At 53.3% G+C, this 24,554-nt stretch carries 25 protein-coding genes; 10 read left to right on the forward strand and 15 right to left on the reverse strand.

The window, feature by feature from the left end; genetic code table 11:
• Positions 1-13: 13 nt before the first annotated feature.
• The gene (locus CKV68_RS05095) at positions 14-493 is read right to left on the reverse strand and encodes an NUDIX domain-containing protein (RefSeq protein WP_167376969.1); all 480 of its coding nucleotides are present in this window, start codon (positions 491-493) and stop codon (positions 14-16) included.
• A 76-nt stretch (positions 494-569) separates the two neighbouring features.
• Here CKV68_RS05095 and CKV68_RS05100 point away from each other — a divergent pair, with 76 nt between their 5' ends.
• From CKV68_RS05100 to CKV68_RS05110, 3 genes are read left to right on the forward strand one after another with little or no spacing between them, the layout of a single operon-like run.
• Positions 570-1,997 carry an MCP four helix bundle domain-containing protein gene (locus CKV68_RS05100; protein ID WP_048517468.1) on the forward strand — a complete coding sequence of 476 codons (1,428 nt, stop codon included), beginning with the start codon at positions 570-572 and terminating at the stop codon, positions 1,995-1,997.
• Positions 1,997-2,953 carry a glutamate ABC transporter substrate-binding protein gene (locus CKV68_RS05105; RefSeq protein ID WP_095075717.1) on the forward strand — a complete coding sequence of 319 codons (957 nt, stop codon included), beginning with the start codon at positions 1,997-1,999 and terminating at the stop codon, positions 2,951-2,953. The genes CKV68_RS05100 and CKV68_RS05105 overlap by 1 nt, the downstream gene beginning before the upstream one ends.
• Positions 2,950-5,196 (forward strand): serine/threonine protein kinase, encoded by a 2,247-nt coding sequence (locus CKV68_RS05110; protein WP_095075718.1) that lies wholly within the window; start codon positions 2,950-2,952, stop codon positions 5,194-5,196. The genes CKV68_RS05105 and CKV68_RS05110 overlap by 4 nt, the downstream gene beginning before the upstream one ends.
• On the opposite strand, the gene CKV68_RS05115 is transcribed toward CKV68_RS05110, so the two are convergent.
• Positions 5,193-6,395, reverse strand: coding sequence for an acetate kinase (locus tag CKV68_RS05115; protein ID WP_013912406.1), 1,203 nt, complete (start codon positions 6,393-6,395; stop codon positions 5,193-5,195). The genes CKV68_RS05110 and CKV68_RS05115 overlap by 4 nt on opposite strands.
• Before the next feature lie 3 nt (positions 6,396-6,398).
• Complete coding sequence (pta, locus tag CKV68_RS05120) at positions 6,399-7,787, reverse strand: phosphate acetyltransferase (RefSeq protein ID WP_013912407.1); 1,389 nt, start codon at positions 7,785-7,787, stop codon at positions 6,399-6,401.
• 249 nt (positions 7,788-8,036) lie between these two features.
• On the opposite strand from pta, the gene CKV68_RS05125 reads away from it, so the two are divergent.
• From CKV68_RS05125 to CKV68_RS05135, 3 genes are all read left to right on the forward strand, one after another.
• Positions 8,037-9,389 carry an FAD-dependent oxidoreductase gene (locus tag CKV68_RS05125; RefSeq protein WP_095075719.1) on the forward strand — a complete coding sequence of 451 codons (1,353 nt, stop codon included), beginning with the start codon at positions 8,037-8,039 and terminating at the stop codon, positions 9,387-9,389.
• A gap of 1 nt (position 9,390) precedes the next feature.
• On the forward strand, positions 9,391-9,861 hold the full coding sequence (locus CKV68_RS05130) for a GNAT family N-acetyltransferase (protein ID WP_038620071.1): 471 nt from the start codon (positions 9,391-9,393) through the stop codon (positions 9,859-9,861).
• Between the two features lie 120 nt (positions 9,862-9,981).
• Positions 9,982-11,142 (forward strand): HNH endonuclease signature motif containing protein, encoded by a 1,161-nt coding sequence (locus CKV68_RS05135; RefSeq protein ID WP_095075720.1) that lies wholly within the window; start codon positions 9,982-9,984, stop codon positions 11,140-11,142.
• On the opposite strand, the gene CKV68_RS05140 is transcribed toward CKV68_RS05135, so the two are convergent.
• Positions 11,087-12,142: an ATP-grasp domain-containing protein gene (locus CKV68_RS05140; protein ID WP_014526281.1), complete on the reverse strand. Its 1,056-nt coding sequence runs from the start codon at positions 12,140-12,142 to the stop codon at positions 11,087-11,089. The genes CKV68_RS05135 and CKV68_RS05140 overlap by 56 nt on opposite strands.
• A gap of 58 nt (positions 12,143-12,200) precedes the next feature.
• Between CKV68_RS05140 and CKV68_RS05145 the strand changes: the two genes are divergently transcribed.
• Positions 12,201-12,704: a phosphoribosyltransferase gene (locus CKV68_RS05145; RefSeq protein ID WP_013912412.1), complete on the forward strand. Its 504-nt coding sequence runs from the start codon at positions 12,201-12,203 to the stop codon at positions 12,702-12,704.
• A gap of 37 nt (positions 12,705-12,741) precedes the next feature.
• Here the strand turns inward: CKV68_RS05145 and CKV68_RS05150 are convergent, their stop codons facing one another.
• The 4 genes from CKV68_RS05150 to CKV68_RS05160 form a co-directional block, all read right to left on the reverse strand.
• Positions 12,742-14,232: a disulfide bond formation protein B gene (locus CKV68_RS05150; RefSeq protein WP_013912413.1), complete on the reverse strand. Its 1,491-nt coding sequence runs from the start codon at positions 14,230-14,232 to the stop codon at positions 12,742-12,744.
• A complete protein-coding gene (locus CKV68_RS11270; RefSeq protein WP_013912414.1) occupies positions 14,233-14,400 on the reverse strand; it encodes a hypothetical protein in 168 nt (55 codons plus the stop codon).
• Between the two features lie 117 nt (positions 14,401-14,517).
• Positions 14,518-15,408 carry a PrsW family intramembrane metalloprotease gene (locus tag CKV68_RS05155; protein WP_231910466.1) on the reverse strand — a complete coding sequence of 297 codons (891 nt, stop codon included), beginning with the start codon at positions 15,406-15,408 and terminating at the stop codon, positions 14,518-14,520.
• On the reverse strand, positions 15,405-15,986 hold the full coding sequence (locus CKV68_RS05160; RefSeq protein WP_095075721.1) for a hypothetical protein: 582 nt from the start codon (positions 15,984-15,986) through the stop codon (positions 15,405-15,407). The genes CKV68_RS05155 and CKV68_RS05160 overlap by 4 nt, the downstream gene beginning before the upstream one ends.
• A 271-nt stretch (positions 15,987-16,257) precedes the next feature.
• On the opposite strand from CKV68_RS05160, the gene CKV68_RS05165 reads away from it, so the two are divergent.
• Genes CKV68_RS05165 through CKV68_RS05175 form a run of 3 tightly spaced genes read left to right on the forward strand, consistent with a single transcriptional unit; the run spans position 16,258 to position 17,082 of the window.
• Positions 16,258-16,551, forward strand: coding sequence for a hypothetical protein (locus tag CKV68_RS05165; protein WP_095075722.1), 294 nt, complete (start codon positions 16,258-16,260; stop codon positions 16,549-16,551).
• Positions 16,551-16,805 carry a hypothetical protein gene (locus tag CKV68_RS05170; RefSeq protein ID WP_095075723.1) on the forward strand — a complete coding sequence of 85 codons (255 nt, stop codon included), beginning with the start codon at positions 16,551-16,553 and terminating at the stop codon, positions 16,803-16,805. Before CKV68_RS05165 ends, CKV68_RS05170 begins: the two co-directional genes overlap by 1 nt.
• A 25-nt stretch (positions 16,806-16,830) precedes the next feature.
• The gene (locus CKV68_RS05175; protein ID WP_095075726.1) at positions 16,831-17,082 is read left to right on the forward strand and encodes a hypothetical protein; all 252 of its coding nucleotides are present in this window, start codon (positions 16,831-16,833) and stop codon (positions 17,080-17,082) included.
• A gap of 43 nt (positions 17,083-17,125) precedes the next feature.
• Here the strand turns inward: CKV68_RS05175 and CKV68_RS05180 are convergent, their stop codons facing one another.
• From CKV68_RS05180 to CKV68_RS05210, 7 genes are all read right to left on the reverse strand, one after another.
• Entirely contained in the window at positions 17,126-17,647 is a 522-nt protein-coding gene (locus CKV68_RS05180; protein ID WP_014526287.1) for a TlpA family protein disulfide reductase, read from the reverse strand.
• Positions 17,648-17,659: 12 nt separating this feature from the next.
• Positions 17,660-18,469, reverse strand: a complete 810-nt coding sequence (gene ccsB, locus CKV68_RS05185) for a c-type cytochrome biogenesis protein CcsB (RefSeq protein WP_013912421.1) — start codon at positions 18,467-18,469, stop codon at positions 17,660-17,662.
• Complete coding sequence (locus CKV68_RS05190) at positions 18,462-19,862, reverse strand: cytochrome c biogenesis ResB family protein (protein ID WP_029974181.1); 1,401 nt, start codon at positions 19,860-19,862, stop codon at positions 18,462-18,464. The genes ccsB and CKV68_RS05190 overlap by 8 nt, the downstream gene beginning before the upstream one ends.
• Before the next feature lie 9 nt (positions 19,863-19,871).
• The gene (locus tag CKV68_RS05195; protein ID WP_013912423.1) at positions 19,872-20,600 is read right to left on the reverse strand and encodes a tetratricopeptide repeat protein; all 729 of its coding nucleotides are present in this window, start codon (positions 20,598-20,600) and stop codon (positions 19,872-19,874) included.
• A complete protein-coding gene (locus CKV68_RS05200) occupies positions 20,590-22,041 on the reverse strand; it encodes an ammonia-forming cytochrome c nitrite reductase subunit c552 (RefSeq protein ID WP_095075728.1) in 1,452 nt (483 codons plus the stop codon). Before CKV68_RS05200 ends, CKV68_RS05195 begins: the two co-directional genes overlap by 11 nt.
• 11 nt (positions 22,042-22,052) lie before the next feature.
• Positions 22,053-22,538 carry a cytochrome c nitrite reductase small subunit gene (gene nrfH, locus CKV68_RS05205; RefSeq protein ID WP_014836829.1) on the reverse strand — a complete coding sequence of 162 codons (486 nt, stop codon included), beginning with the start codon at positions 22,536-22,538 and terminating at the stop codon, positions 22,053-22,055.
• Between the two features lie 722 nt (positions 22,539-23,260).
• On the reverse strand, positions 23,261-24,547 hold the full coding sequence (locus CKV68_RS05210; RefSeq protein WP_013912427.1) for an adenylosuccinate synthase: 1,287 nt from the start codon (positions 24,545-24,547) through the stop codon (positions 23,261-23,263).
• Positions 24,548-24,554: the final 7 nt, after the last annotated feature.

Raw genomic sequence — 24,554 nt, forward strand, 5'->3', positions numbered from 1 at the left:
GCGCTCTAGTCTGTCACATTTCTCTTAGCATCTTCTCAACACGAGGTTTGAGAGTCACCCACGCAGCGGCAAAAGCAGGTAATAAATCAAGCTCATCTACCTCAGATATGGGAACCCATCGCAGCTCTTCCGATTCTGCATTAGCCACCGTCTCCAGTTCTTCTTGCACCAAAGCCAGCACCGTCGTGTAGGTCCATCCCGAGTGATACGGGCCGGCAGTCACCATCGATTGAACAAAAACATAGTGGTCAAAAGCGATTCCAGTTTCCTCATATGCCTCGCGTGCAGCGGCTTCTTCCGCTGTTTCGATGAGATCACGCGCCCCGCCTGGTAAAGCCCACGTGCCACCATGATTAGTCCAAGGCGCTCTGTGCTGCATCAATACTGATTCAGTGCGTGCAGCAGTAAGAAGAAGTCCTGCGGCGCCGTATTTTCCCCACAGCTGCGTACCATTGGGTCCCTCGACCCAACCATCTCCGGATGTTGTAGGCATGTGCTCTACTCTAGCTGTCGGTATACTTCTAGGGTAGATTACAACTTCTGCAACATCTGTATCGTCTGTAACGGAGATGAGGTTTACCGTGGAGGACATCGCGCATACCTCACTGTCACCCGACGTGGAAGATTCCTGGCTCGACCGGATCAGCGAACGTCGCGAACGACAGCGCTCCCGTTTCCACGCCTTCTGGCACGAGTCAGTTACATACCCCGTCCTGTGGACCAAGAAACTACTGCAATTTCTCTCCACTACACCGGGACGCATGACCACGCTCGTGATCGTCCTCAGCGTTACCCTCTTATCCGCAGGCGTCTCCATGTCCCAGACAGCTGCTGACAGACGCGCCGATCTCAAAACGTTGATAGACAATACCGAACCTGTCTCCTACCTCGCACAGAATCTTTATTCTTCGCTGTCACTGGCCAACACCACGGCGTCGGTAAGCTTTGTGCGTGCCGGGGTGGATACCAGCGAAAACCGGCAGCGATATGAGCAAGCGATCCAGGATGCATCGCGGGCCGCTGCGCAGACAGCCGGAGGACTCGGCGATAATTCTGGGCGCCATCTAGAACTGCTCACGCATATTTCTCAGCAGATTCCCGTCTACACCGGCCTCGTAGAAACCGCGTGGGCTAACAATAGACAAGGCAATCCCGTGGGCGTGGCTTATATGTCTCAAGCCTCTACCCTCATGCGCGAAGAGATTCTGCCCGCCGCCGCAGAGCTTTATACGCTCACCAGTAATAACGTGAGCAGCGAGCAACAACAGCTCGCCCGCCCGCTCTGGGTTCCCCTCGGAGGCCTCTTCGTCGCCCTTATTATGTTGGTGCTCGGGCAGATCTGGCTCGCGCACGTTACTCGCCGCCGGCTCAATGGGTGGTTTGTGCTGGCCACGTTCTTAATGGTCATCGCCACGTCCTGGGTGTCTACCGCCAATTTCCTCACGTGGAGTGCCAGCTCTACTGCGTATCAAACAGCCTCAGCTCCGCTACAGTCGCTCACAGACGCTCGCATCCGTGCTCAACAAGCCCGAACCAGCGAGACGCTCGCCCTAGTGTGGCGTCAATCCCTGGAAAATTCCAACACCAACTTCAGCGCCACCATGAGTACCGTGGACAAGGCACTAGAGAACTATGAAAACTCTCGGCTGGTGGATAATTCCAACAACCGAGACCACCTTGACCAGGCCGTCAAAGCAGCAAAAGCGTGGAGAAGTTCCCACGAAAAACTCGCAAAAGCGCTCAACTCTGGCGACTATGAAGAAGCCCTAGCGCTAACGCTCTACAATGACGCGTCCGCCGCAACGCCTTCCGCTTTTAACGGTTTGGATTCTTCCTTAGCCAAGCTTATCGACGACGCCCGCCAAACCGCACGCGGCTATATCGCTCGCGGGGCTAACGCATCGGACCTGGTGAGCACCGTGATTCTCGCTCTCACTCTTGTATCCGTGCTCTCCCTGTGGCTAGGCATCCGCCCTCGACTCCAGGAGTACCTCTGATGTCGCGCCGCTTTCTTGCTTTACTCACTACTCTTTTGTTCTTCACCGCAGCATGTGCAAAACCCGAGGCTCCAGTCATTGCGCCTCCCAGCCGCACCCCGTCCTCGACGCCAAAGCCCCTCGTTGATTCCGCGTTACCCGATGTAGACACCAGCAATCTGTTGGGTTCGCTCCGCCCCAACAACAATCCCGAGGGCGTCCGAAGAATTCGCGAGCGTGGTCGCCTGGTCGTGGGCATCGATCAATCGCAAAACCTCCTTAGTTTCCGCAACACCGCTACCGGCGAGTTGCAGGGCTTTGAGGTTGACCTGGCTAAGGAAATATCTCGCGACATTTTCGGTGACCCTACCAAGATCGACTTCCGTTACGTCGATGCCGGCACATGGATCAAGGCGTTAGAAAACAACGATGTTGACCTAGCTATCCGGTCAATCTCGATTACCCGAGGTCGTCAAGATCAGGTCTTCTTTTCCACTCCCTATTTCTCTGGCAAGACAAAGCTTCTCACTCAAAAAAACTCCGGCATTAACTCCGTGGATGATCTCCCCGGAAAGACTGTGTGCGCCACCGCGGAATCTACCGGTGCTCAGAGAACTAGGTATGTCGCACCTCGCGCCGAACTGCTTGTAGTGAGTAGCTCTGCCGACTGTCTGCTTGCTCTGCAGCAGGGGGATACCGACGCCGTGATCTCGGACGATACGATTCTCTCTGGCATGCTCGCGCAGGATCCTTTCACGGAAATCGTGGGTAATGCGCTGGCTGAAGAAGACTATGGCATCGCTTTTGCCAAACCCGGCCCTCGACACGACTCTGAAGGGATCATCCGGCAGGTTAACGCTACTATCGAGCGTATTTTTAGAGACGGAACCTGGCAAAGGTCCTATGCCAAGTGGTTCGGTGCGTATCTTCCGCCTCAGAATCCCCCTGCGCTGAATTATCGTGAGGAGAAACCATGAATGACCCGCTGAGTCGTGGCACCGAGGCTGTCCCCTTTGATCCCTTCGCGGACGATGACGACGATGAGGATCTCACGGGACTTCTTAACGACCTGAACACTATCCAGCAAGACACAGATGCTGGTACGCGTTCCCGGGAGAAAGCAATTTCCACGTTTCGCTCCCGGCGTGGCACTAACCGCGATGACCGCACCGTAGCCAATGGCATGGTCGCATTGCCTTTCATCCGGGTCTCCACTGTGGAAGAAGTGCTCAAAGATGATGCGTACATTGAAAAGAAAGGGCTGGAAAAGCCGCTTCTCCAGCGCGGCGATATCCTGGCTAATCAATACGAGGTCCAGGGCGTAATCGCTCATGGTGGTATGGGCTGGATCTACTTGGCTAGTGACCGGAACGTTTCTGGGCGCGTCGTCGTACTCAAGGGCATGCGGGACAAGGCTAATCCGCATGACTACGGCGCCGCAGTGGCGGAACGCGAGTTCCTCGCTGACATTACGCATCCGGGGATCGTGAAGTCGTATAACTTCATTGACGACCCCCGCGTTGAGGGCGGTTTCATTGTCATGGAATACGTCCCAGGGCCGTCGTTAGCTGATCGACGTAAAGAGCAGCCCGGAGGGTTGTTCTCCATAGATATAGCCATCGCCTACATTCTGGAGATTCTTCCTGCGCTCGATTATCTGCACTCACGCGGTGTGGTCTACAACGACCTCAAACCCGATAACATCATTGTCGCCGAAGACCAGGTCAAGTTGATCGATCTGGGCGCGGTGTCCGGCATCGGGGCCTTTGGATATATCTACGGCACAAAGGGCTTCCAGGCACCTGAGGTAGCCACCGATGGCCCCTCGATAGCAAGCGACATTTACACAATTGGCCGGACCCTTGCCGCATTGACGGTGAATCTTCCCTCCGCTGATGGAGTCTATCTGCCCGGCATCCCCTCCCCTGACGAGGAAAATCTCTTTGCCCAGAATCTTTCCTTTTATCGCCTGCTGCGCCGTTGTATCAGTAGCGATCCGGCTAAGCGCTTTGCCTCTATACGCGAGCTAGAGACCCAGCTGTTTGGAATTCTGCGCGAGTACCTTGCGCTCACTGAAGGGCGCCAGTTTCCAGCTCAGCATTCGCTCTACTCGCCTCAGCGTTCCACTTTTGGCACTAAGCACATGGTGTTTCGCACGGATCAGCTTATCGACGGCATCGAGCGCAACGTGCGCATCACGTCCGAGGAAGTCAACGCTGCGCTGCCTGTCCCTCTTTTAGACCGCACCGATCCCGGATCTATTCTGATTTCTGGGGCCTCCTACGCCGAGCCTTCACAAACGCTGCAGACGCTACGCGACGCAATGGCTCAGAAGGAATTCGCCGATTCCAAGGAGATTCCCCTCGGAGTAGTGCGTACGCTCCTTGATCTAGGCTTTACCGATGAGGCTCGCTCATGGCTGGATACGTTGGATACCAAGCTAGGCGACGATTGGCGCCACCAGTGGTATTCCGGAGTGACTTCACTGTTCCTGGACGATTACGTGACTGCTCAGCGCCACTTCAACGAGGTCTACAGCATTCTTCCCGGTGAAGCTGCGCCAAAACTGGCGCGTGCTGCCGTCTGTGAAATGTTGCTCCAGGACATGGGAATGGATTCGGTGCAGCTCTTGACTCCTGATACCGCTGTCTCTGCTGCGGAACTCAAGGGCAACACCATTGGTATGTGGAGTGAATTGACTAAGGACCCTGAAACTCTACGCTTCAAGGCCCTGTATCTCTACGCTTTGGTATGGCAGACAAATCCCACCACAGTGTCCTCAGCGTTTGGGTTAGCTCGGCAATTGGTGGCCGAGAATCAGGTCGATCTAGCGGTCTCCACGTTGGATCAGGTCCCGCAGAATTCTACGCACAGGCGTATGGCTGAACTTACCGCCATTTTGCATCTGATCAATGGCGACCTTAGCGAGTCGCGCATCAGACGTGCCGCTCGCAGGCTCGAAGGCATACCTACTAATGAGCCGCGCTTCTTGCAGATCAAGATCGCAATCATGAACGCTGCTTTAACGTGGCTACGTCAAGCTAATCTAGAGGCGGCCGCAGCGGACAACGATCTCTTTGACTATCACTTCACGCAAGAGGGGCTGCGCACCGGCCTTTATGATTCTCTCCGGCTCTTAGCGCGCAGCGCCCCCAACGCCCACCACCGATATACGCTGGTGGACATGGCCAATCAGGTCCGACCTATGACCTGGTTCTAGATGGATTCCGCAATGGTCTTTGCGTAGCGAGCGATAGCTAGCTCCTCGTTGGTAGGAACCACGAAGACCTTCACTGTGGAATCAGGGGTGGAGATTTCGCGAGCGCCGTCGGCACGCACGGCGTTGATCTCCCGATCAATCTTGATGCCAAAGTTCTCAAGGTCTGCGAGAGCGTCGGCACGCACGGCGTCATCGTTTTCGCCTACGCCTGCAGTGAAGGTGATGGCGTCGATGTGTCCCAGAGCCACCATGTAGGAGCCGATGAAGCGGCGCAGCTGGTGGATGTAGACGTTGTAGGCAAGACGAGCGTCTTCATTGCCCTCGGCGATCAGCTGGTGCAGCTCGCGGAAGTCATTAACACCCGAGATGCCCTTCACACCGGAACGCTTATTGAGCAGATCATCGATCTCGTCGATGCTCATGCCTGCGGTGCGATGCAGGTGGAAGATGATACCTGGGTCGATATCGCCAGAGCGGGTACCCATTGCCAAACCAGCCAGCGGAGTCATGCCCATAGAGGTGTCAATCGGCTTACCGTGGCGGATTGCTGCGGCAGAAGCTCCGTTGCCCAGGTGCAGCGTGATCTGGTTAACGCTCTCAGGATCCTTGCCCAGGAGAGCAGGAACCTGCTGTGAGATGTACTCGTGGCTGGTGCCGTGGAAGCCGTACCGACGCACACCGTGTTTCGCAGCGGTCTCGCTTTCGATTGCGTACAGCGCCGCAGCCGGGGGCATTGCATGGAAGAAGCCGGTGTCAAACACAGCAACGTGTGGGATCTCAGGCAGCAGCTCGCGAGCGACCTCAATGCCGGAGATATTCGCTGGGTTGTGCAGAGGCGCCAGCGGAATGAGTCCGCGGATCCACTCCACGACCTCATCGGTGATCAGCTCAGGCTGGGAGAAGACCTGGCCGCCGTGTACGACGCGGTGGCCAACAGCTTCGAGTTCAACGTCCTTAGGGCCGCAGCCGTGCTCGCCCATGAGTTTGAAGGCCAGGTCGAGGCCTGCGGTGTGGTCGGCAATTGGGGCCTCCACGACGTACTTCTCGCCGCCGTGCTTCAGCGTGATTTTGCCGCTTGGCTCACCGATTTGCTCGACGAGACCAGAGGCAAAGGGTGCGTCAGTTGCGTGCTGAGTGGGATCGACAAGTTGGAACTTGATCGATGAAGAGCCCGAATTGAGAACTAGGACCAGCGCCATGTGCTATTTTCCTCCTGCTTGGATAGCGGTGATGGCAACGGTGTTCACAATATCGGCAACCGTCGCACCGCGAGACAAATCATTAACCGGCTTATTCAGGCCCTGTAGGATCGGGCCCACGGCCAGCGCGTGGCCGGTGCGCTGTGCAGTCTTGTATCCGATGTTTCCGGCCTCAAGGTCCGGGAAGATAAAGACATTTGCGTGGCCTGCGACCTCGGAGTTGGGCATCTTCTTAGCCGCAACGCCTGGGTCACAAGCAGCGTCGAACTGCAATGGGCCGTCGAGCTTGAGCTCGGGGTCGAGCTCATGAGCCTTGGCTACTGCTGCAACAGAACGGTCCACATCGGGGCCCGCTCCGGAGCTACCGGTGGAGTAAGACAACAGGGCGACGCGTGGATCAATACCAAACTGAGCTGCGGTACGAGCAGAAACCACTGCGATTTCTGCCAGCTGCTCAGCGGTGGGGTTGGGGTTCACGGCGCAGTCGCCGAATGCCCAGAGGCGGCCTCGCATCACCATCAGGAAGATCGACGAGACAACCGAGGTGCCCGGCGCGGTCTTGATGATCTGGAAGCTTGGCTTGATGGTGTGCGCGGTGGTGTGTGCAGCACCGGATACCATGCCGTCGGCAAGCCCCTCATGAATCATCATGGTGGCGTAGTAGGAGATATCCTTCATGGTCTCCCGTGCCTCTTCGATGGTCACGCCCTTCTTTTTGCGCAACTCAGCAAAGTCAGCAGCGAACTTCTCCGCGTTAGGGTCGGTGGCCGGATCCTGGAGGTGAGCCTTGGAGAGATCAAAACCCAGCTCCGCCGCACGAGCGGTGATGGTCTCCGGGTTACCCAGAATGGTCAGCTCACAGATGTCTTGAGCGAGCAGCTGGTGTGCTGCCTCTAGAATACGGTCATCGTCGCCTTCAGGCAGAACGATGTGGGATTGCTGTGCTTTAGCCTGATCGAGCAGCCATGATTCAAAGACAGGAGCGCTCATAACAACGGGCGCCTCAACATTCAGGCCCGCGCGAATCTTCTCTATGCCAGCTTCCGTCTCCGCTTCCTCAGCGGTGAATGTAGCAGCCACAACGGCACCCAGCTCGCCGCATTCCTCTGTAGCGAGGTCGATGTGCACGCCGGGGGCGTCGATAAGCAGAAGGAGGGGAATGCCCAAAGCGGAGGCTGCTCGGGCATCAAAGTTGACGTTTCCAGAGCCGACGAACAATCCGGGGCGGTTTTCTAGCGGTTTAGACGCCAGAATTGCCGCAAGGTCAGCGTGCTGTTCGACGAGCTGCTGAACCGGAAGTCCGAGGCGATCTGCAAAAGCGTCGACGGCAAACCCGTCAAAGTTTCGTCCTGCGCGGGTGAGCAGGACTGATGCGTGCTGAATTTCAGTCACTTACGCGATCCTTTCATGGCCAAAAGTAATGCGTTGACACCATGATTGAAGGGCTCAACGCATACTCGGTATGATTCGCAAGCGAGTTTACCGTGAAACTGCTCTCGTTTTATACAAACCTGAAGGTTGCTTACACTGCCAGCCCGCAGCGTAAACTAGAACAATCACCCCTAAATAGGCCCCCTAACCGGCTTGTTTTAAAATTTTTAACATTCAAAACTCTCGCTCAGTATAGGAATTGTGACATTAATGACTGAACCAATGCGTGTAGCCATCATAGGCGCGGGCCCAGCTGGGATTTACGCTTCAGACCTACTAGTAAAATCAGAGGTAGACGTAAAGATCGATCTCTTTGAGCGTATGCCCGCACCTTTCGGATTGATCCGTTACGGAGTAGCACCGGACCATCCGCGCATCAAGGGCATCATCAAATCCCTTCACAATGTCCTAGATAAACCTGAGATTCGTCTACTGGGCAACATTGACGTAGGCAAAGACATCACCATCGATGAGCTACGCCAGTATTACGACGCCATCATTTTCTCCACTGGCGCCGTAGCCGACCGCTACCTCGAGATCCCCGGCTCTGACCTCAAAGGTTCCTATGGCGCAGGTGAGTTCGTTGGTTTCTACGACGGCAACCCCGACTTTGAGCGCAGCTGGGATCTCTCCGCCAAGCAGGTCGCAGTTATCGGCGTGGGCAACGTGGGCCTCGACGTCTCACGCATCCTAGCCAAGACCGGCGACGAGCTCCTGGTCACTGAGATCCCCGACAATGTCTACGAAGCCCTAAAGAATAACCAGGCCGAGGAAGTCCACGTCTTTGGCCGCCGGGGCCCTGCACAGGTCAAGTTCTCCCCGATGGAACTGAAAGAGCTCGACCACTCCCCAACCATCGAGGTTGTGGTCAATCCCGAGGACATCGACTACGACGAGACTTCCATCGAGGCTCGCCACGCTTCCAAGTCCCAAGACCTGGTCTGCCAGACCCTGGAAAACTACGCGATGCGCGACCCCAAGGGAGCACCTCACAAGCTCTTCATCCACCTCTTTGAGTCCCCCGTCGAGATCCTCGGCGAGGACGGACAAGTAGTGGGATTGCGCACCGAGCGCACCGAATATGACGGCCAGGGCGGGGTTCGCAACACCGGCAAGTTCACCGATTGGCCGATTCAGGCCGTCTACCGCGCCGTGGGCTACCGTTCAGAAGCCATCAATGATGTTCCTTTCGACCCCACCAACCACGTCATCCCCAATGACGGCGGACACGTCCTCCACGAGGGCGCCATCGTCCCAGGCCTCTACACCACCGGCTGGATCAAGCGCGGCCCCGTGGGACTCATCGGCAACACCAAGTCCGACGCCAAAGAGACCACAGAAATGCTGGTCGCAGACTGGCAGGACGGAAAACTCACCGCAGCCGTAGAGCGTGACGACGCCGCCATCGTTGACTTCCTCAAGACCCGAGGAATCGCCGTAACCACGTGGGACGGCTGGCATATTCTCGACGCAGCAGAGCGCGCACTCGGCGAGGCCGAGGGCCGTGAACGCAAGAAGATCGTGGAATGGGATGAGATGGTCTCTCATGCAGCGCCCGAATGAGATGAACACGATCTTTGCGGTGTCCGCTCTGAAAGATCTTTCACCGCTTGAGGTTCACAAGATCTACAAGCTCCGAGTGGACGTCTTTGTCCATGAGCAGCGGGCACCCTACAAAGAGATCGACGAGATCGACGCCCAAGACACCACGTTGCACGTCCAAGCCTGGTCGCCGCAGCGAGAGATCCTGGGCGTAGCTCGAATTTTCCCCGAGGACCCCGTCGTTCGCTTGGGCAGGTTTGTGGTGGCAAAAGAACAGCGTGGGACCGGACTAGGACGCGAACTACTGTTCCAAACGCTACGACTCATCCATGAGCAGTACCCCGGACGAGATACCTTCATCCACGCACAATCAGCCTTGGAGGGCTACTACGCAGCCTACGGGTTCGTCCGTTCAGGCTCGCCGTTTGAGGAAGACGGAATACCTCACCTTCCCATGACCCTCAGCGCAGAAAAACTCGCCCGCTTATTCTAGATAAAACAGAAACCCGTAGCCCATAAGCTGCGGGTTTCTTTTTGCACTCTTTACGGATTAGAACGTTTGTGCTAGGATTGGTTTTACTATCAGGACTGCGGGGACCTTATAGGGGGAATCATGAAAGCTTGGGGAACGTATCGCGGATGCGACATGGGAGACCCTCTCTGCGTAAGCGAGAGGCTTGCGCTGCAATTTGAATACCACAGGTGGGCACAGCTCATCCCGAGTAAAGACACCGATATAGAGGAATACTGCGTTTCCATCGGGGAAAGAATCAACAAGGGAGCACGCTATGTGGAACTCCGCATTGATGCCATACAGACCCTCAAGGCCTTACCACTATTGCACCAGCTCGAGCTCAGCCTGTGGCATCTAGATTTCTCGCGGCTCATCGCTATTGCCCAATCTTTATATGGAGTCGAGCCCGACCTCTTTGACGTTATCGATCAGGCCCTAGCCCGTCACCTACATCCCAAACGCCCGAATCAGAAGGTGCCAGGAGCCCAGGCTATCCGGCGTTTCCTACACAAACTCTTGGAGTCTCTTCATGAGGTCATCGAAGAGCCCGAGCAGAAACTCGAACCCTGCGTTAGCTTCTTTGAAACCTCCCGAGGAAAAACGGTGATCGAGGCTGTGGTGGACAATGGCACAGCGCATGTATTGAAAGAACGCCTAGCTCAGCTTGCGCGGGAACATGAGTGCACCGATGTGGAGGCTCTTTTCTTCCTAGCCGCAGGACAAGCGCCGACAGTGCATCTTTATTCAGTAAAAGGAAGCGACGTAATCGAGACCATCGACGGCTCGTCTTTCGACGCATCCACCAGCGAGGCAATCGCGGCTGTTGCAACATGGCGAGACATTGACCCCTATAAAGACACCACACTCGCCCAATACAAATTTACTGGTGACCTACGCCGCTGGATCCAAGCTCGCGATGGAACCTGCCGGTTCCCTGGCTGCAATGTTGCCGCCTGGCACTGCGATATTGACCATATTCAGGAGTATGACCTCAACGGTGCAACCAAGGCAGACAATGCCCAATGTCTATGCCGCAAGCACCACAATCTCAAAACTGCTAAAGCCGTGGATTGCATTGCCGGAGAAGGCGGCGAGGTGACCTGGCTGCTAGATAATGATCTCCGCGTCACCACAGTGCCCGAAGGAATTATCAGCGGGCAGCGCATGTTTGGGCAGTCTTTTATCCAGCGGGCGGCCAAGCGGATTAAGAAGCGTCGTCAAAAGACTCGGGAGTATGTGGTTGATGCCCCGCCATTCTAGAGATGGCCAGCATTGCTCGGTCAACTGCTTCGACCGTGGTATCTGCCGTAGATAGTGCCACGGCCCCCCGCTGCGTAACTGCCACATGGATTTCCGGCATGTTCAGAGCTTGGACAACGGATGCTCGCGTAATCGGCCGGATGTCATTAGAAAAGGCGATTGCTCCTGGGGTGACCAGGGTTGCGTCGATGGGCAGACCCAGCACGGCGCGCGCATGGAGTGTGAATTGGTCAAAACGTTGTGTTGCGCACGTGACGGCACCGCTTCGGAAGGGATAGGGCGACAGCTCGGAGAAATAGACGTCCTCGCCGATCACAAAGAGCTTCACTCCGAAAATCCCGCGACCTCCTACGGCATTAGTGATGCGCGCTGCCACGCTGCGAGCGTTATCCAAGGCGATAGAGTTCAACTCGACTGGCTGCGCTGCGCCGATAAGAATCCCGTCTTGGCGTATGTGAACGATTGGCTCGCAGAACCACGTGGCTAGTTTCTCCGTCTCCGGATCGACTGAGCGCACAGCCAGCAGGGTGATTTCATAGTCGAATTCGATGTACCGCTCCACCACCATGCGGCTACCGTCCCACGCTGCCGCGCAATCCTCAGCGGAGGCCAGAAGGTGAATCGAGTTAGCCGATTTAGCTACACAGGGGTATCCGAGTTCATTGGCGGCGTCGAGAAGCTCATGTGCAGACGAAGCAAACCGAAATTTACTCATGGGCAAACCAAGCTGTTCGGTGGCGATCCGGCGGATTCCCTCGCGGTCATAAGCGCATGGCGAAGGCACGAGGCGGTCTCCGATACCGGCAGGAATGTTTTTGGTCACAGGGACCACATAGTCCGGCTGATGTTGTTCGATATCCTCGAGTGTCGCATCGGCTAGCACCGTGACCTCGGCTCCAAGGTCTGCAAAAGCCAAGGCGAGTCTCTTCCCCAGGTCGGTGTCGCCAAGAACCAGAACTCGGGTTGGGTCAGGTGAAACAATGTACTCGGGGATAAACATGTCATTTATGCTACAAGGCGGCTACCACGAAGAGCGCCTAACGCGCTAAAGTTCGCTTATGGCATACCACGCAGACTCAGCAGATCTTGAGAATAAAGAAGTCCTGACTTGGGATGGGTTCGGCAACGCGAATCGCGAACTCGCCCAGCAGATCGTCGATGACGGCTACGACCCAGAAATCATTGTGGCCGTCGCTCGCGGTGGGCTCGTCCCCGCCGGTGCACTGTCTTACTCCATGGGAGTAAAGCTTTCCGACGCCATCAACGTCGAGTTTTACACCGACGTCAACGAGACCCTGCCGGATCCCGTGTTGCTTGAGCCTCTCCTGGACACCAACTCGATCAAAGGCCGTAGGGTCCTCGTGGTGGATGATGTCGCCGATTCTGGACGCACTCTCCAGCTCGTACTCAAGCTCCTTGAGTCGCACGGCGCAGAAGTTCGCTCCGCAGTGATCTACGCTAAGAGCCGCTCGGTCGTCTCCCCCACATATGTATGGAAGCACACCGACGAGTGGATCGTCTTCCCTTGGTCAGCTGAGCCACCGGTAACCAAGCAGGCATAAGAAAAAGCGCCCCGAGGGGCGCTTTTTTCATGGGTCTTTAGGAAAGCTTGAGCTCGTGCACTACGTCACGGTCACCGTCGTGGGCGAGCACAAAGGCGCTCTTTCCTGCAACGGCGACGTCGCGGACGTCGTTAAGCTCTGGGAGGTTGCGAGTCTCCTTGACGCTGAAGTCTTTCATGTCGATGGTCAGCAAGCTGTTGTGTTCCTTGGAAAGGACATACAGGGTGCCATCGTGCAGGTCTGCGCCGACTGGGTAAACGCCCTCAGCGTCGAGCACGCCCTCGCGAACCAGCTTGTTGTCTTCCTTGGAGAACTCGGAAATGACAACCTGCTTGGAGCGCTTGTGAGGAACGCTGAGGGTAACAAAGGTATCGGACTTGCTTTCCGACGCCACGGTCAACGTGTAAGCCATGCGAGCGCGAATAGTACGCAGCTCAGGGCGTCCCTTGGAATCAAAGATCGGCATGATGTTGCCGGAGGTTTCGGTGAAATCCTTCCACGCAATCTTCTCATCGACCTCGTCCTGGATCACAGCACCATAGACGGTCTTGTTCTGAGCAATAGCTACCAGGCCGCCAGGCTTGAAGAAGGCCGCATCCACGGTGTTGTGGATATCGGAGCCGTTGGGGACGTCGACACGCGCGAAGGAGGAGTGCTCCTTGAAGTTCTTGTCGGTGTAGTAGAAACCGCCCTTAGTAGAAACCAGACCGAACTTCTGGTTCTCAGAATCGTAGGCGATGCCTGCAGCGCGGCCTTTTCCGCGGAAGCCCGTGACGTCAAAACCGATCTCATGGGTACCAGCAAGCTCAAGAGTCTTCTTGCCAGCTACCGGAGTGGTGTCAAACTCCACACCCTTGTAAGGGTCGGGAGCGTTGAACTTGTGCAGACGAATGTCGCTGAGGGACTCGTACTGGTGCTCTTTGTCCCAGTACTTTGCAGTCTGGGCGATGTTGAAGGTGAAGCGAGCTGGGTCGCCGGCACCTGCGTAAGGAGGGATGCCGTTACCGATAAGGAACTGGACGCAGTTAGCGCAGGTGATAACGATGGCAACGATCGCAACAAACTTGGTAGCAGGTGAGAATTTCTTCACTTCTAGCTCGGAAGAAATGAACTCCTGCTGGAGCATTTTGTCCTTGCCGATGAAGATCAAACCAACAGCGAGGACGCCAATAACAACCCAGTACACCAGGATGCCCCAGGTGTATGTGTGTACGCCGAGCACGGCGTCGCCAAAGCCCTGTCCTAGGTCAGCATTCGCGCGTCCACCCCAGTGGCGCACCGTTGTGTACAGGTAGTAAAAAGCGACCAAAAGGAGCATAACTATATAGCGCATGCGAGCGCCATAGCGCAGGATAAAGACACCCAAAGCGCCGATCAAAACCATGCCAAAACGCTCGTTACCACAGAGAATGCACGGAGATTCACCGTTGATAAAACCGAGGTAGATGTTGGCCACGCCCACGGGGAACGCCATGATGACAAAAACCGCTGCGGCCAGGATGAAACGGAAAACTTTTGCGTTAAACATTTAGAGGTTCACCGCCGGAACAATCGAAGTGGCGGAAGCCATGAAGAACATCAGCACAGAGAATGCGAATGATCCGACCAACAATCCAAACGCCAGCTTTTCTTTTTCTGGTTTGAGGAAGACCAGAATGAGTGCTGCTGCACACAAGCTGTAGAAAACAAACTCCACGAGAGAGCCTTTCCTAGTTGAGGGAAAACTATGACGTACAAATGATAAAACTAAATGTGTGGTGTACCGAATTCAGGCAATAGTTTGTTATAAACACCACATTTTTACATCACTTCCTCAGGCCGTAGATACCGCAGCCTTCTCATTCCGGCAGAGCCATCTAGCCACCACAATGAAGATAATTATGGAAATCACCAGTTTCACCAGCACAGCGACGGTCGCATCCAGGCCAAAGGTAAGAGGGGAATTCCATAAGCCATGCAGGCCTAACGACAACACAAGGAAACCTGCCGCGCGAAAAAATCGACCCCTCCCGGTTTCCCCTTGAGAAAAGCCAATCCCCAGTAAATAACAAAGCCCAATGGCCGCCACCCCGGTGTACGTCCAATGCGATACCACGCCAAGCAATACACGGAAGGTGGCTAACGTAACCCCTCCCGATAGATCACTGTTTATATCCTCAAAAGCAGCGCCTACGGCAAACCAAAAATCTTCAGTCAATTGGAACCCTAGGCCAACAAAAGCACCAACAAAAAAGCCATGCGTCGGCCGCACAATCCACTTTCGATAAAGCAGAATGATCGCCAGAACAATAACCAGCTTGATCCACTCCTCCGATAGTGGACCAAACACCGCCACGCCCCATTCTCTATAAAACTCCCGGCCAAAAATCAGCGGGAAAAATCTATCGATCTCACCATTTGTCTTCACCGCGACCACAGGCCCTATCAACCCGCCGAAGACAAAGGCACTGCCCCACATAATCCTGTTGTACTTCTCTTTTCGCAGGCGCGACCTGTCAACAAGAACAAGGACGCCAACAACAAGGATTCCCCCGGCTATGCAGATAAGAAAGATATATAAGGAGGGCAGCGGCATAGCCCTTAGTTCCCGTCCTAATGTTTTCAAAAGATACGCCAAGGACAGGGGGCTCGCGACGACCAAAAGCCACCACAAAGCAGACGTTCGCCTACGGCTCTTCATCTCTAACACTTCACGGTCATTCACTTCTGCTGCGCCCCATTATCTACATCAAATGCTCCGTCCTTAGCCATGCCTCCACGTACGGACTGCACTACATCGGCAGGATCAATTTCATTACCCGAGGAAACAACCGTAAGAACAAGCTTTCCCGCGCCGACAATGACGCATTTCTTCGGAATAGCTTGCTCAATCTCACAACTTCGCCCCACCAAGTCGTGCTTGCTTCCAGACTCTTCAATTGCTTGCGGAACTCGAACTTCATCACCCCGCCACTTTGCAGGTCCTTGCTTCCTGTTCAAAACCAACAAGGCGCGTTCAAGCGATTTTTCCTGATTCTCCGCACCAGTAGCCAGGTGAAAAGAAATACGCGCATCCCCTTTAACCAAGGACGCTCTAGCTTTTTGTGGAGAAATAACCTCACTAAAACCAGCCGGGGCTGCAACCTCCACCTGGGATTCCCCCGCCTCTAACGTAATTTTCCCTCCCTGAACTTGCCTCGTCGTTTGCTGCGATGCAATTTTCCCCACAGCAACAGGCACTGTCCACGCCACAGCAAGCAACACGATGATCGCAACAGACTGACGCAGGTCTCTAATTTTCACCGAAACCCACCCCTAAATCACACAACATTTCAGCCATTCCTCCGAATAGTAATTTCTTTAAAAATTCTAGACTGAGAATAAATTTTTCCCGTGTTATGCCTGGCTCAACTTCAGAAAAACGCCCTTAATGCTAAGAAAATGGGTTTTTGAGAATAAAAATGACCAAATATGTATCATTTTCGACCCAAAATCATATTAGTGAGATAGGGTGTTCACGCATCTCTGGAACATCTGTAGGAATTTGCACAGAAAGAGCAGGAAGGTCCCCCTCTTGGGTTCTATCGAATATTTATTGCAGCAAGCTGGCTGGTTTGAGCAAAACATTAAGCAACCTCTTGATTGGTTTAACCTTTTTGGGAAAAACTCCTTGGTTGATATCTTCACCGGCAAGACCGGCGGAGTCATTGGCACAGGTCGCGACCTCGCTATCGGTACCCATATCCCGAAGTTCTTCCAAGCGCTACTCAACCTCGATGGAGCTTCCGCTGAGGGACTCGGATCTTCTACCCCTGATTGGTCCTCATCCGGATCATCTGCCAGCACCCCAGCCAAGGAGGCAAACTAATGGGTTCTGTTGAAAGCTTTTTGACCAACGTTGGGGTCAGCCAGGCTGTTGTTGATTACTTCCATGGCCGTGAAGGTGGTCTCATGGGTGGCTTCTTGAAACTCATCACGCCTTCCTTCGGTGAGGGTTTTGAGTCTGTTAAGAAGTTCTTCGGGGCAATTCTCAACCTCGACTCCGCCTCCACCGAGGGCTTGGGATCTAGCGGAATTAACCTCTCCTCCGATAAAAGCCAAACCCCTCCAGCAAAAAACTAGTCTCTCAATAAGGAAGTAATTAATCATGCACGAGACCCTTCTCGCCGCCGCAGACGCTGCCACCCAGGACAAGGGCTTCTACAAGTTCTTCGAGATCATTTTCAAGAACGTCGCAACCATCAACGACTTCATTGCCCGCGGCATGGGCTCCTCCATGCCCGGCGACAAAGGTGTAGAAGAGGGCAAGGGCTTCAAGTCCATCTTCCACCTTTTCCATGAGTGGCTAACCACAGGCTCTTCCGCTCCTGCTGCTCCTGCAGACCCCAAGGCTGCTTAATCTTTAAGCGTCCACTAAAAAAGCACCTTGTCAGGGTGCTTTTTTAGTTCTCCAACGCTTTCTTTATGTCTTGACGACTAATCGTCCCCGCCTTGATCCACTTAACTTTGAATTGATCATCAATTACAACATGTGAGGGAACTGCGGAAACCCCATATGATGCAGAAATTGTCCCACGTGCGTCCGGTATTTGGCTGTACGTAAGACCAAGTTTTTCTGCATACTGGCGCACATGCGCGGAATCCTCGTTGAGGTAAATAGAAACCACCGCAATGGTGTCTTCTTTTGCCAGTTCTTGAATTTCCGGAATCTCTGCACGACAGTTTGAGCACCATGTGGCGTTAAAAACTAGCCATACGGGTTTTCCTTTAAGTGAGGAAAGTTCAAATGGATGCCCCTTAATATCTAGTGCTTTAAAATTAGGGGCTTCTTCTCCCAACCGGATTGTTTTTCCATCGGTTTTGTCTACTGTTACCGTATCTTCTTGCGGCTTCTGCACCACATAGACAGCCCCTAAAACTACGACAATGACTGCAAGCAGAATAATCACGCGTTTGTTAATCACCGTGTATGTCTCCTAAGCGTATGAGTGGAGGCCGCCAAAAAAGTGATTGCCAAAGTATGCGAACAGTACAGCAATGAAGCCGATTATGAGTAGCCAGGCAGACTTAGTTCCTCGCCAATTACGCACTACTCGAGCATGCAGGAAAGCTCCGTAGAAGAGCCACGTAACAAATGCGGCTGTTTCTTTAGGATCCCAACCCCAATAGCGTCCCCATGCAACATTTGCCCACACCGATCCTAGAATAATCATGATGGTGAGCAGCGGAAAGGTAAGAGCTGCAGCACGGTAGCCCACTTCGTCGCATAGCTCTGCGCTGGGGAAATATTTGCTCCGAATGTACGGGGATAGTAAATACAGCACGGCAGCGCCAAAAGACACGCACGCTGCACCATAAGCGACCACAGCAAATCCCACGTGGAACGTCAGCAATACGCTGTTCTGCAGTGCAGGAACCAATGGCTTGAGTTCGGTATCCAATTGGGTCGCGTAAATTAACATGACTGTGACCACGGGGAGAACGACCACAGATAAAATGTGGAATTTATAGCGCCAGGCAAAGAAGACTAAGGCCGTAAGAATGCCCGCACTAAAGGCCACAGAAAACTCATGCTGGTTGGCAAAAGGCCCGTGCCCGGTGTGAATCATGCGGACTACCAGGTAGAACAGTGTCAACACTAAAGTCACGAGGGTAAAGGCCGTCGTGTACCACGAATTTTCGCTCTGCTTGTTCCGTCTTCCTGTAATAAATAGGATTTCTGCGAGCAAGCCCAGAATTGCAAATGCTATAGCTCCATTAAGAGCGTATTGGGATATCTCAAGCATGAGTGCCTTCCTTATTTACGCTGGAGCTCTGGCTAATGTCCTGGACGAGCTGGCGAAATTCTCGGTCTAACAGTGTGTCTTGTTGTTCTACGGACGCAACATAAATAGTGTCATTGGTGACCCGCACCCATATGCGGCGATGTCTAAAACCAAAGGTCATCACCATTCCAATGATGAGCAGCACTGAGCCAACCCACATCCATAAAGTTCCAGGATCATTGCGCACCGTGATAGCAGTGAAACGTTGTTCCCTTTCAAAGGTGACTTTTACGGGCCCCACCTGTGCTTGAGTGCCCTGGTCAACGGTTGCAGCGCCTATTTTCTTGTCACTGCTCACCTGATAAACCTCAATGGTCGCAGTACCCACGTTGGCGGTTCGTTGTCCGGATGCAGGCGTTGCGACGATAATCTCTAACCCGCGATCCGGCAGATCTAACCTGCCCACGACGTTCATTCCATCACCAGACGTCCACTTTAACGGCACAGCTTTCTTTACGATTTCAGCACCTTTGTCATCGGTTACTGTGATCGCTGCTGCAACACCAAAAGAGGCTTGATGAAATCTAACCCCATCCACAACAATCGGAGTGTTGACTCGTACATCCTGTTCAGCGACTTTTTCTGAACCTTTTCGTACAATCAGGTGCGAAACATAATCGGTGGGGCGTCCTTGAGGGTCATATACGTCATCAAAAGAAACTGCTTCTACTGAAAGCTCTGTCCCATTGCCCACTTCGGCTTTCTCACCTATAGCAATATCAAGATTCGTTTCAAATCCGGTAAAAGCTGAAACCCCAAAGGCCGCAAGGATAACCACAAATGCTGCATGCGCAATAACCGTGCCAAACGGGCCATAACGGAACCTATCGGCATAAAGTCGCGAAGGATCTTGGTCGTCCACAACCAGGCGGAAACGTCGAGAGCATAGTGCATCCCGAACTAATTTCAAGGATTCTTCCGTTGCACGCTCAGTAGGAATAGCAGCACGGTACTGAGCATTGCTAAAAAACCTATCGGAAACGTGAATACGAGGATGTAGTGTCTTTTTGATCAGCTCCGGAAGCCGGTGCGTCGTGCACGCAATGATAGAAAGCGCGAGCAGTACCGTTACCCCTAGGAATAGCGGGGACGACCACATATTAAAAAATCCCAAGTAGTCAAAAATGGTCGCCCAACCACCCAGTTTTTCCTGTGCGTTGGGGAGCCAACGAGCATAACCTTCAGGGTCGGTTCGGTGAGACACAGGTGCCTGCATCACCAGTGTGCCAATGAGAGATAGCACTGCCATCGCCAGAATGATAAGAACACCCACCAGCTTGGAGTGCAGGATTCGGTAGACTCTTCTCAAAATTGCGCCTACCGTAACCTGGCCATATTGATTCTTTTCAGTCATGGAAGCTCCTTATTTCTGCTTCGGCGGAGCTTCAGTCGTAGGCTTCACAGCTCCCATGTGATTTTGAGCTGTCTTAGCTAACGGTGAACCAGGGTCGATCTCTATTACTTTGCTCCAGGCTCGGTGTGCCTTAGCCTCATCAATCGGCTCTTTAGCCACCGCGCAGAAACCAATGTTGTACCAAGCCTGCACATTATTCGGGTCTAGCTCAATGACCTTGTTCCACTGGGTTTCTGCGGCCTCAAAGTCACCAAAGTTAAAGAGCAACAATCCATATTCAAGATGCGCATCAATGTTCTTAGGCTCTTTCTCCGTTACTTCCTGAAGCTCGCGCATACGAGCTTGGATCGCAACAGGATCTTCCCCTCCCATGGACATGCCACCATGCGGATCGCTAGCGGGTTCAGGCTTACCCCAGGTATAGATACCCACTCCTGCCGCGGCTATGAGAACGGTAACTAAAACCAGTAACAATGTTTTAGAAACATGTTTCGTTTTCGATTCTTGCCGTTGTACGCGGTTTAGCGGAGTTGAGATGAAAAGATCAGAATTTTCACCCAACTCTGCGGTAGCTAACTCGGGATCTGGTTGATCACTTTTTATTTCCACCAAACCCACATAACGGTCTCTTCCATCACGGATAGCCTCTGCACGGGCCTCAGCCCATGCAGATACCTCCGCAGGAGCAGTCTCCAAGAAATCAAGGATCAGCTCCTCGCGTTTTACATCAGTGTCCACGAGATTGTGCAGCTTCCTTGTTCTTCTGGGTTACGCTCGAAGGCTCTAGCGTTTTCAGATCAACACCTTGGAGAACTAGCTGACCTTTCCTGGAGGCATCCAAGGAGTCGCTAATAATCCGCTGGATGTAGTCAGGCGCATGGAAACCATTGGAGTTCTCGGAATACACATAATCCAGATAGAAGCTAGCTTTATTCTGATATTCGCGCGCCAGTTTAAGCCGATCTTCGGGAGTCGCAGGATCATCCTTTGCTTTTTCCAAATCCTTAATCAGCGCTGTAAGCGAATCAAATGCCTGATCACGCGAATGAATAAAGCGGTCTTGGATTTGGACTACCCGCTGTTCCATCTCTTTATCCGAAGAATTATGGCAGGTCATACAGGAATTATTTATGTTAAGCAGCGGGCTTTGGAGATGGTGAGAGGAAACTTTCTTAGCCCCATGCCGTTCATAAGGCATATGACAATCAGAACAAGAGACGCCATTTTGGGCATGGATCGAGTTACTCCATACGTCAAACTCCGGATGCTGTGCTTTCACAATATCCGCGCCAGTTTTTGTGTTTACAAAGTCGACGTGCCCGTCTTCCTTGTAGTAATCCCAGATCTGGTCGATCTCAATGCCTTTAGCCCATGGGAAAGTAAGGGTCTTATCTTCACCTTTGAAGTAGTACTCCACGTGGCATTGTCCACAGACATAAGAACGCATTTCCTCGTGTGTTGCGTCTCGGTTTACGTCAAAATCTTTCACGCCTTGCGACGCCTTCAGGTCCCTAATTCCGTTAGCAAAAGCTGGTCGAGTGATTCGTAACTGCATAGTCTTAGGGTCGTGGCAATCAATGCACGCTACCGGATGTTCAACAAGTTGAGTGACTTCCTTATAACTCATCTTGTTCATCTTTTTAAAGCCTTCGTTCGCGTCCCCATCGCCCAGATCATTCATCAGCTTCACTGTAGAAGCATGACAATTTAAACAAGTACCTGGCTGTTTAAACTCAGTGACTCGCTTGGTCTTACGCTGATCATCCAGCATGTATTGATGTCCACGGGCTTCCCGATAGTCCACAGCAAACGCGTACCCTGACCACATTTCTTTCAGCCGTGGGTCTTCTTCAATCCGACTCTTGGCGACTTCGGTTCGCGGGTCTTTGCCATCCGGCTGGCGGCTCTCCTTCACCGATCCGCCATGAGTAGTTGCGCCCATCTCTGAAGTCTTCAGATAAGACTCGTACTGAAGGGGAAAGTTCTTTCCCCATTCCGCAGGGTCCACAACGTTCTCATCTATGCTGACCACGTTGGCAAAGTGATCTGTGACCTCTGATTTACGCTCCATAATATTGATGAGGAGCGCCGTAATGCTCATCGTTATCAGTGCGGTAACAATAATCGCACCGGTGAGGATGAGATATCGCCGTCTAGTTTTAGACGCGTGCGTGCTCATAATAAGTGACCTCATCTAGTCTTGTGTCCAACAGTTGCATGGCAATGTGTGCATTGGATTTGGGTTTCGCCATAGGTGCCGTGAATATCTGAAGTGAAGTCGCCGTGGCAGGTCAAACAAGCATCGTTGGTTACTTTTCGGCTCGCATCACGGATTTGGATGTTGTCTGGAAACCATCCTGTGGTGAATTTAAAACCATGGTTTACTCCGTGCTCAGCTTTGACTAAATACTTGTGCACAATATTGTCGTGAGGGACGTGGCAGTCATTACATGTCGCTACTGCCGAGTGGGATCCCGCTAGCCACGCGTTGTATTGCGGTTCCATAACGTGACAGTTCACGCACGCTTTTGGGTCGTTTCCTAAATAGGAATAGCCCTTGGCATAAATGAATGTGTACAAGCCCACCCCCACAAATGAACCAATCACAAAAATCGCAAGAATCTGCACGACAAGTGCCGAAGTGAGAACACGATGCTTCCGCATACCTGAACCCATAGCTACCCCTTCACATTCCAGATCACCGCGAATAAATGTCACATGGCGCTCATGAAAGATAATACGGACACAGTTAGAAAAAAATGTGATAAGAGATATAGGTAACTATATTTAAAGAACTTTCCACACCCACGCCACCCCACTGTAAAAAATCAATAGCTATCCCCTGATTGGGAATCAAGCAACTCGTCGGCCCTAACGGTAAAGGAATAGCTGTGGGGTCCCTTTGAAACTTTCTTGCTCAATGTTGGAGCAGACCGAGATCTCATCGATTTCTTCCAGGGCAAAGGTACTGGATTGCGCAGCCGCGCGATCAATCTGATAGCAAGTTTTTCGGCAAAGGAGTCACCTGTACCAGAGCATTCTTCCAAGCCTTATTCAGCTTAGATTCCGCGTCTACAGAGAGGCTCGGTTCAGGGCTCCACAGCCTTTCCACCAAGCAAACAGATACGAAACAATAAAGGGATTCTTTTTATAAGCAGCACGGCAACAGAAGCACAACAGGGGTTTTATAAGTTCTTTGAGATTGTCTTTTTTAAAAAACCTCGCGGTGGTTAATGAATTCATTGCTCATGGTTTGGAGTCTTCCAGTGCAAATGAAAAGAATTCTAAGGGCTTTTCCGAGCTTCCCACACCTGGCCACCACTGGTTCTTCTGCCCCAGAATCCAAGCCAAAGCCTTAAAAATGGGATGGGCTTCCACCGGAAACCCATCCCATATTTTTATGCCATTACGTCGTGGCAAATAATCGTCTGATCGCGCCCTGGCCCGACTCCGATGTAAGAGATACGGCAGCCAGATAGCTCTTCTAGTCGGCGCACATAGGCCTGTGCCTTTTCCGGTAGCTCCTCGAACGTGGTGCAGCCGGTAATGTCTTCATCCCACGCTGGCATGGTCTCATAGATGGGCACTGCGTGGTGGAACTTGGATTGAGTCATCGGCATTTCATCATGACGCTCCCCGTCCACGTCATAAGCAACGCAGATGGGAATCTCTCCAATGCCGGTCAGCACATCCAGCTTGGTCAAGAAGAGATCGGTGAAGCCATTTACACGAGACGCATAACGAGCAATCACGGAGTCGTACCAGCCACAACGACGCTTCCGACCGGTGTTCACTCCAACTTCGCCACCTGTGGTCTGCAGGAACTCGCCCCACTTATCAAACAGCTCTGTAGGGAATGGTCCGGCGCCCACACGCGTGGTGTACGCCTTGATGATGCCCAGGGAGCTGGTGATCTTGGTCGGACCGATGCCTGCGCCTACGCATGCGCCACCGGCGGTGGGGTTGGAGGAAGTAACAAACGGATACGTGCCGTGGTCCACGTCGAGCATGGTGGCCTGGCCGCCCTCCATGAGGACGTTCTTGCCGGCATCGAGAGCCTCGTTGAGCACGAGCTCAGACTCAATGACCATGGGGCGCAGTCTTTCCGCGTAACCCAGGAAGTACTGGACTATTTCTTCTGCGACGATGGCCTTGCGGTTGTACATCTTGACCAAGGTCTGGTTCTTTACATCGAGCGCAGACTCGATCTTCTGGCGCAGGATGGACTCATCAAAGACATCTTGCACGCGGATGCCTATGCGCGAGACTTTATCTGCATAGGCTGGCCCGATACCGCGACCAGTTGTGCCAATGGCACGCTTACCCAGGAATCGCTCCTGAACCCGGTCAAGAATCTGGTGGTAAGGGGCCACAAGGTGAGCATTGGCGGACACTTTGAGTCGCGATGCGTTGGCACCACGAGCCTCAAGCCCGTCGATTTCGTCGAAAAGCGCTTCAAGATTGATCACTACGCCGTTTCCCAAAATGGGGGTGGCGTTTTCCGAGAGAACACCAGCGGGCAGGAGCTTAAGCTCGTACTTTTCTCCACCGACTACCACTGTGTGACCTGCGTTGTTGCCGCCGTTGGGCTTGACCACGTAGTCAACCTGGCCGCCCAGGATGTCGGTTGCTTTGCCTTTGCCTTCGTCGCCCCATTGGGCACCGACGATCACGATTGCTGCCATGATTTAC

Origin of the sequence: Corynebacterium ulcerans, assembly GCF_900187135.1 — a bacterium.
In the GTDB taxonomy this organism is placed as follows: domain Bacteria; phylum Actinomycetota; class Actinomycetes; order Mycobacteriales; family Mycobacteriaceae; genus Corynebacterium; species Corynebacterium ulcerans.

Bases quoted from the DNA above. Each gene is read 5' to 3' on its own strand.
- CKV68_RS05095 (WP_167376969.1), bottom strand. From the start codon at position 493: ATGCCTACAACATCCGGAGATGGTTGGGTCGAGGGACCCAATGGTACG.
- CKV68_RS05100 (WP_048517468.1), top strand. From the start codon at position 570: ATGAGGTTTACCGTGGAGGACATCGCGCATACCTCACTGTCACCCGAC.
- CKV68_RS05105 (WP_095075717.1), top strand. From the start codon at position 1,997: ATGTCGCGCCGCTTTCTTGCTTTACTCACTACTCTTTTGTTCTTCACC.
- CKV68_RS05110 (WP_095075718.1), top strand. From the start codon at position 2,950: ATGAATGACCCGCTGAGTCGTGGCACCGAGGCTGTCCCCTTTGATCCC.
- CKV68_RS05115 (WP_013912406.1), bottom strand. From the start codon at position 6,395: ATGGCGCTGGTCCTAGTTCTCAATTCGGGCTCTTCATCGATCAAGTTC.
- CKV68_RS05125 (WP_095075719.1), top strand. From the start codon at position 8,037: ATGACTGAACCAATGCGTGTAGCCATCATAGGCGCGGGCCCAGCTGGG.
- CKV68_RS05130 (WP_038620071.1), top strand. From the start codon at position 9,391: ATGAACACGATCTTTGCGGTGTCCGCTCTGAAAGATCTTTCACCGCTT.
- CKV68_RS05135 (WP_095075720.1), top strand. From the start codon at position 9,982: ATGAAAGCTTGGGGAACGTATCGCGGATGCGACATGGGAGACCCTCTC.
- CKV68_RS05140 (WP_014526281.1), bottom strand. From the start codon at position 12,142: ATGTTTATCCCCGAGTACATTGTTTCACCTGACCCAACCCGAGTTCTG.
- CKV68_RS05145 (WP_013912412.1), top strand. From the start codon at position 12,201: ATGGCATACCACGCAGACTCAGCAGATCTTGAGAATAAAGAAGTCCTG.
- CKV68_RS05150 (WP_013912413.1), bottom strand. From the start codon at position 14,232: ATGTTTAACGCAAAAGTTTTCCGTTTCATCCTGGCCGCAGCGGTTTTT.
- CKV68_RS05170 (WP_095075723.1), top strand. From the start codon at position 16,551: ATGGGTTCTGTTGAAAGCTTTTTGACCAACGTTGGGGTCAGCCAGGCT.
- CKV68_RS05175 (WP_095075726.1), top strand. From the start codon at position 16,831: ATGCACGAGACCCTTCTCGCCGCCGCAGACGCTGCCACCCAGGACAAG.
- ccsB (WP_013912421.1), bottom strand. From the start codon at position 18,469: ATGCTTGAGATATCCCAATACGCTCTTAATGGAGCTATAGCATTTGCA.
- CKV68_RS05190 (WP_029974181.1), bottom strand. From the start codon at position 19,862: ATGACTGAAAAGAATCAATATGGCCAGGTTACGGTAGGCGCAATTTTG.
- CKV68_RS05200 (WP_095075728.1), bottom strand. From the start codon at position 22,041: ATGAGCACGCACGCGTCTAAAACTAGACGGCGATATCTCATCCTCACC.
- nrfH (WP_014836829.1), bottom strand. From the start codon at position 22,538: ATGGGTTCAGGTATGCGGAAGCATCGTGTTCTCACTTCGGCACTTGTC.
- CKV68_RS05210 (WP_013912427.1), bottom strand. From the start codon at position 24,547: ATGGCAGCAATCGTGATCGTCGGTGCCCAATGGGGCGACGAAGGCAAA.